The following is a 6,897-nucleotide window of genomic DNA, read 5'->3' as shown; positions in this document are numbered from 1 at the left end:
ACCGCGGGCGTGGTGAACGGGTGCCGGGCAGTCCGAGACCGGCCGCGGTGGTGAAGACCCGCGCGGGGGCGGCCAGGTCCAGCAGGTGGACTCCGGGCGTCAGGAAGAAGACGATGTGGGACACGATCCGGCCATCATGCCGCACGTCCCGCCGCGGCCGTGGGCCGGTCCGTCATGCTGACGACGGACCGGCCCACGAACGTGCGGCCGGCGCGCAGGCCGCCCTCCTCGGCCGAGGAGGCCGCGGTTGTCCGGCTCACCGCGCAGCACCCACAACACCGGGTGCCCCGCATGCCGCGGGCGACGGACGAACGACGACGGCTGACCTTCCCGGCGGTCGCCGGGCCGGAGACCGCCCCCCACCCCGGGCGGGCCCGGGACGCAAAGCACCGGGCCCGGAGCCGGACCGATCAGGTCACACCCGGGTGCGACCGGACCGATCCGGTCACACCCGAGGCGGCACGGTGCTACTTCACGCCCAGCAGCATCTGGATCGGGCTGATCGCGAAGTAGGCGAGGAAGAGGGCCGCGGTGCCCCACAGCAGCCAGTGCACCTCACGGGCACGGCCGAGGCAGGCCTTGATGACCACGTAGGCGACGAAACCGGCGCCGATGCCGTTGGTGATCGAGTAGGTGAACGGCATGACGGTGATCGTCAGGAAGGCGGGGATCGCGACGTCGTACCGGTCCCACTCGATGTGCCGGACCTGGGTCATCATCAGGAAGCCGACGGCGACCAGGGCCGGGGAGGCCGCCTGCATGGGCACCATGGTGAGCAGCGGGGTGAAGAAGAGCGCGAGGGCGAAGAGGCCGCCCGTGATCAGGCTGGCGAAGCCCGTCCGCGCCCCTTCACCGACACCGGCGGCCGACTCCACGTAGGTGGTGGCGGACGAGGAGGAGGCGGCGCCACCGGCCACGGCCGCGGCACCGTCGATGAGCAGGACGCGGCTCAGACCGGGAACCTGGCCCCGCTCGTCGAGCAGACCGGCCTCCGCGGTGACGCCCACGACGGTGCCCATCGTGTCGAAGAAGTCGGACAGGATGAGGGTGAAGATCAGCAGGACCACGGTCAGGACGGTGACCTGGCCGAAGGAGCCGAGCAGGTCGAACTGGCCCAGCAGCCCGAAGTCGGGGGCGGCGACCGGGTTGTCCGGGAGCGCCGGCGTGGTCAGACCCCAGCTCTTCACGTCGGCCAGCGCGTTGATGACGATGGCGAGCAGGGTCATCAGCACGATGCTGATGAGGATGGCGCCCTTGACCTTGCGGGCGAGCAGGACGATCGTCACCAGGACGCCGAGACAGAAGACGAGGATCGGCCAGCCGCTGAGGGTGCCGGTGCCGAGCTGGACGGGCACGGTGGTGTTCGCGGCGTCCGGTATGCGGGTGACGAAGCCGGCGTCCACGAAGCCGATGAAGGCGATGAACAGGCCGATGCCGACACTGATGGCCTGCTTCAGTGGCTGCGGGATGGCGTGCATGATCGCCTCACGCAGACCGGTCATCACCAGCACGCAGATCAGCAGGCCCTCGAGGACGACGAGACCCATCGCGTCGTCCCAGGCCATCAACGGGGCGATCTGGAAGGCCACCACGGCGTTGAGGCCGAGACCCGCGGCGAGGGCCAGCGGAAGGTTGCCGCCGACGCCCATGATCACCGTCATCACGGCCGCCACCAGGGCCGTGGCGGTGGCCAGCTGGGCGGGGTCGAGCTGGTCACCGAACTTGTCCTTGGCGCTGCCCAGGATGATCGGGTTGAGAACCAGGATGTACGCCATCGTGAAGAAGGTGGCGATTCCACCGCGAACCTCGCGACCGTAGGTCGAGCCCCGCTCGCTGATGCGGAAGAACCGGTCCAACCCGCTGCCGCCGGATCTGGCGGGCGGTGCTACGGGACCGGCGTCTGTTTTGTGCATGACGTCTCCTGGAACGTACGGACAGGGGGAGGAGATGTGGAGACACCGCGAACGGCGGCGCATGACCGGCTGGTCGCGAACGCATGTGCGGCATCTCGCGGAGCGGATCATACGCATCCGGAGCCAACTCTCAACTTCTCGGTGTATACGCAGAGTTGATCATGCGTGACTCTCTCGTACATTGCTACGAACCTGACGGTGATCTATCCCGCCCAACCGGGACACCGCCGACAGTGGCCGTAGAACAACGCCGCGTGACTGCATAGTCTCCGCCCGTGCATCCACAACTCCCTTTCAACGCACGCGCTGCCCGCACACTGCGCGAGAGGCTCGGGATGGCCCCCGGCCATGTCGCGTACGGAATGCGCGCCTCCTACGGGATGACCTATGTGACGCCCGACCACATCACCGCATGGGAACGCGGCGTCGCCATGCCCAACCTGCAGGAACTCACGGCACTCGCCGGGGCGTTGTGGTGTGCGCCCGGTGACCTCATGGGAGCGCCCCGCACCTTGCGGGAGCACCGGCTGGCCCGGGGCATGGCACCCGAGGACGTCGCCCACGCGGTCGGCATGAGTGTCGGCGACTACCTCCGCATGGAGGAGACGGGACGGTGGACGGGGAGCGCCTACCAGTCCACCCAGCTCGGCAAGGCGCTCCAGCTGTCGGCGCCCGCCATGGTCACCATCACCGGCCTCGAAGGGGAACTCGCGGCCCTCCTCGAGGAGGCCGTCTCCACCCGCTGGCAGGCGCACATCCGCTCGGTCGCCCGCCTGCTGTCGATGGAGAAACGCGACCTGCAGGACCCCCTGCGCATCATGCACGGGGAGTACCAGAACCTCATCGCCCGGACCCTGAGCCGGGCCACCGGGTCCGCGACCTCCGGCGAGGAGGGGAAGAACTACCTCGACAACATCGTCCAGCGCTTCTGGGAGTGTCTCGGAAGCCGGTGACGAGCCGGTGATGAGCCGGTGAAGCGGTGAAGCGGTGACGCGGAGAAGCGGTCACGCGGTGACGCACGTGGGCGCCCCCGCCGGAAACGTCCGGCGGGGGCGCCTGGGATATGGCCGCCGGCGACGAGGGACGTGGCCGGCGGCCGACCGTGGTGGGGGTCACGGTCGCGGAGACCGGGCCTTGCGGCCGGGCGGAGGGGGGCACGTCCTCCGCCCGGCAGGCCAGGGTCTCCTCGTCAGGCCCGAGGGCCTGGGCTCAGGAGGTCGAGCAGGTGCCCACGGTCGGGGCCGCGTTGCCGCCGTTGACCGTGAAGCTGAACGTGGTCGACGCGCCGGCGGCCAGCGAGCCGTTCCAGTTCGCGTTCTTGACCGTCACCGTGCTGCCGCTGGTGGTGTGGGTGGCGTTCCACAACGAGGTGATGCTCGTCCCGGAGGCCATGGTCAGCGGCACCGTCCACGTGGTGATGGCGGAGCTGCCGGCCTTGACCGTCACCGTGCCGTTGTAGCCGCCGGACCAGGAGGAGTCGGTCTTGAAGGTGGCGGTGCAGGATCCCGACCCGCCGGGCGGCGGAGTGGTGGGCGGCGTCGTGGGCGGCGGGCTGGTGGGCGGCGTGGTGGTGCCGCCGTTCAGCACGTTGAGGACGGCGGTGTAGGCCGGCTTCTTCTGGTAGCTGCCGTCGAACAGCAGCGGGGTGCCGCTGGAGCGCCACGAGTACTTGTCGGTCACGCCCCACACGGTGATGCCCGTGCAACGGCTCACCGCGAGGCAGCCCTTGACGACCTTCTCGTAGTTGGCCGCCTGCTCGGAGCCCGACCCCTCGATGTCCAGTTCGGTGAGCTGGATGTCGACGCCGAGGGCCGCGAAGCGCTCGAGGTTCTGCTGGAAGTCGGCGGTCACCGGCGAGTTCGAGTTGAAGTGGCCCTGGAAGCCCACGCAGTCGATCGGCACGCCGCGGGACTTGAAGTCCTTGACCATGTTGTACACGGCCGTCGACTTCGCGTTGACACCGTCGGTGTTGTAGTCGTTGTAGCAGAGCTTGGCCGCGGGGTCGACGGAGCGCGCGATCTTGAACGCTTCCTCGATGTACCCGGCGCCGAGCTTGTCCTGGAACGGCGAGCTGCGCCGGGCGCCGCTCGAACCGTCCTGGTACGCCTCGTTCACCACGTCCCAGGCCGCGATCTGGCCCTTCCAGTGGGTCATCACCTCGGTGATGTGCGTGGTCATCGCCTTGCGGAGCTCATCGGCGCTCAGCGAGCCGACCCAGCTGGGCAGCTGGGAGTGCCAGACCAGCGTGTGCCCGCGGACCTGCATGTTCCGGGCCTTGGCGTGGTTCACGATCTTGTCGGCGTTCGCGAAGTTGAAGCTGCCGCGGCTCGGCTCGAGCGCGTCCCACTTCATCTCGTTCTCCGGCGTCACCGAGTTGAACTCGGTGTTCAGCACGTTGACGTAGTCCGTCTCGCCGAGCCGGTTGTTGGCGACCGCCGTGCCGAAGTACCGGCCCTGCTGCGTCGCCGCAGCACCGAGGGTGGTTGCCGCCTCGGCCGTGCCGGCCATGGCGACCATGCCGCCCAAGGCCATGGCGCCCGCCGTCCCGAGGACGACCGCCTTCCTCATGGCCGTGCGCCATAGGACTTGCATTTCCATGGTGGTGCGACCCTTCCGCTGTGGGGTGGTCAGGATCGTGCAGGTAGCGGTCGGCTTGGACGGCGCCCTGGCCGAAACTTTCGATGCGTTCTTCTCGGCCATGGGCGCCGTTTACCGCTGCGAGCCGAGAAATTAGCGAACTGGAGAGGAAGTTGCGCCCCCTGGAGCATTTTTTGTTACGAAACTTAGCCGAAACTTTCGTCTCCGGAGGGGGCAGCGGTGTGCCCCGCCGGCGGGGAAGGCCCGCGGACGGGGCACGGGTGGCGGGTGGCGGCTGGCGGGTGGCCCGGGGTCGGGTTGAGCGACGGCCCGCGCCGCACGTGGCGCGTGAAGTCGGAAAAGGTCGCTTTTAGGGTGTCTTGCGGGATAAGGGGGTGTTGGGAGCGCTCCCATCCGCAGTGTGAGGGTGCGGCAACGGAAGGGCAATGATTTATCGCGCCAGTGTTTCCCTGGGGTTGTGCCGTCCGCGCATCCCGGCGCGGGTGCCCGGGGCCCGTGTGACGAGGGGTGTTGGCCGTCCCGGGTGAAGGCCCCGCGGCACCGATTCTTGGCGGAACCTCAACCTTGACGTGAGCACTCCGAACTGGGTGTATGGGAGCGCTCCCAAGCATGTGTTCCACCGGCTCGTTCCCCGTGGGGCGCGAGTCCGGTTCCCCTTCCCGTGCACCCCCGTTCACGGCGCCGGTCACAGCCGGCGCCGGCCTGCAGGAGGCAGAGTGAGAACCGCACGTGTAGCAGGACGACGGCCCGTCGCGGCCGTGATCGCCGCACTGGCCACGCTCGTCGGGCTGCTCGCCCTGAGTGCCGCGCCGGCCCAGGCGGCCGCCCCGGCCGGGCTCCGGGTCACCGACGGCCGTGTCGTCGAGGGCAACGGCAACGACTTCGTGATGCGCGGGGTCAATCACGCGCACACCTGGTACCAGGGCGAGACCCAGTCGTTCGCCGACATCAAGGCGCTGGGCGCCAACACCGTCCGGGTCGTCCTCGCCGACGGCCACCGGTGGACCGCCAACAGCGCCCAGGACGTCGCCGCCGTGGTCGACCGCTGCAAGGCCAACAAGCTGATCTGCGTCCTCGAGGTGCACGACACCACCGGCTACGGAGAGGAGTCGGCGGCCGGCACGCTCGACCAGGCCGCGAACTACTGGATCGGCCTCAAGGACGTTCTCGCGGGCCAGGAAGACTACGTTGTCATCAACATCGGCAACGAGCCGTACGGCAACAACAACGCCGCGGCCTGGACGGACGCCACCAAGAACGCGATCGTCAAGCTCCGCGGCGCCGGCTTCCGCCACGCGCTGATGGTGGACGCCCCCAACTGGGGGCAGGACTGGTCCGGGACGATGCGTGACAACGCTGTCTCCGTCTTCGCCGCCGACCCCGACCGCAACACCATCTTCTCGATCCACATGTACGGCGTGTACGACACCGCCGCAGAGGTGCAGAGCTACCTGAACCACTTCGTCACCAACAAGCTGCCCATCGTCGTCGGTGAGTTCGGCCACGACCACAGCGACGGCAACCCGGACGAGGACGCCATCATGGCGACCGCCCAGTCGCTGGGCATCGGCTACATCGGCTGGTCCTGGAGCGGCAACGGCGGCGGTGTCGAGTACCTGGACATGGTGAACGGCTTCGACGCCGGCTCCCTCAGCACCTGGGGCACCCGCTTCTTCAAGGGCGCCAACGGCATCGCCCAGACCTCCCGCGAGGCCACCGTCTACTCCGGCGGCTCCGGCGGCGACACCCAGGCGCCCACCGCTCCCGGCACGCCCAGGTCCTCGGCCGTCACCTCCGCCTCGGCCACGCTGACCTGGACCGCGTCGACTGACAACGTTGGCGTCACCGGCTACGAGGTCGTCCGTGTGAACGGCTCCTCGCAGACCGTCGTCGCCACCTCCGGCACCACCTCCGCCACCGTCACCGGCCTCTCCGCGGGCACCGCCTACACCTTCGCGGTCCGGGCCCGTGACGCGGCCGGCAACCGCTCGCCCCACTCCGCCACCGTGCAGGTCACCACGTCGCCGGGCGGTGGCACGCCGGGCGGCAGCTGCGCGGTGGGCTACAAGGTGGTCAACCAGTGGTCGGGCGGCTTCCAGGGTGAGATCGTGCTCCGCAACACCGCCACCACGCCGGTCAGCAACTGGAAGCTGGCCTTCACCTACGCCGACGGGCAGCAGATCAGCAACATGTGGGGCGGCACCGCCACCCAGTCGGGCACCGCGGTGAGCGTCGCGCCCGCCTCCTACACCGCCACCATCCCGGCGGGCGGGTCCGTCACGCTCGGATTCCTCGCGAGCAAGGGCGCCGCCAACACGGCGCCGGCCCAGTTCACCCTCGACGGGGCGGTCTGCGCCGCCCTGTGAGCCGGGCGGGCGGCCCGCTC

The 6,897-nt window shown here is 69.3% G+C and carries 4 protein-coding genes; 2 read left to right on the top strand and 2 right to left on the bottom strand.

Annotation, left to right across the window (positions count from 1 at the left end; genetic code table 11):
- Positions 1–467: 467 nt before the first annotated feature.
- Positions 468–1,913, bottom strand: a complete 1,446-nt coding sequence (locus HW445_RS14245) for an NCS2 family permease (RefSeq protein ID WP_180221391.1) — start codon at positions 1,911–1,913, stop codon at positions 468–470.
- A 335-nt stretch (positions 1,914–2,248) separates the two neighbouring features.
- Between HW445_RS14245 and HW445_RS14240 the strand changes: the two genes are divergently transcribed.
- Positions 2,249–2,866, top strand: a complete 618-nt coding sequence (locus HW445_RS14240) for a helix-turn-helix transcriptional regulator (protein ID WP_218956969.1) — start codon at positions 2,249–2,251, stop codon at positions 2,864–2,866.
- 256 nt (positions 2,867–3,122) lie between these two features.
- Here HW445_RS14240 and HW445_RS14235 read toward each other — a convergent pair whose 3' ends face one another.
- Positions 3,123–4,481, bottom strand: a complete 1,359-nt coding sequence (locus HW445_RS14235; protein ID WP_257231066.1) for an endo-1,4-beta-xylanase — start codon at positions 4,479–4,481, stop codon at positions 3,123–3,125.
- 746 nt (positions 4,482–5,227) lie between these two features.
- Between HW445_RS14235 and HW445_RS14230 the strand changes: the two genes are divergently transcribed.
- Complete coding sequence (locus tag HW445_RS14230) at positions 5,228–6,877, top strand: cellulase family glycosylhydrolase (RefSeq protein ID WP_180221389.1); 1,650 nt, start codon at positions 5,228–5,230, stop codon at positions 6,875–6,877.
- The last annotated feature ends 20 nt before the right edge of the window (positions 6,878–6,897 follow it).

The organism is Streptomyces sp. UH6, assembly GCF_013421635.1.
GTDB lineage: Bacteria > Actinomycetota > Actinomycetes > Streptomycetales > Streptomycetaceae > Streptomyces > Streptomyces abyssomicinicus.
The sequence above is the reverse complement of the archived record's forward strand: the minus strand, read 5'-3'. Positions and strand labels throughout refer to the sequence as shown.

Excerpts from the sequence above, each read along its gene's own strand:
- HW445_RS14245 (WP_180221391.1), bottom strand. The coding sequence starts at position 1,913 with ATGCACAAAACAGACGCCGGTCCCGTAGCACCGCCCGCCAGATCCGGC.
- HW445_RS14235 (WP_257231066.1), bottom strand. The coding sequence starts at position 4,481 with ATGAGGAAGGCGGTCGTCCTCGGGACGGCGGGCGCCATGGCCTTGGGC.
- HW445_RS14240 (WP_218956969.1), top strand. The coding sequence starts at position 2,249 with ATGGCCCCCGGCCATGTCGCGTACGGAATGCGCGCCTCCTACGGGATG.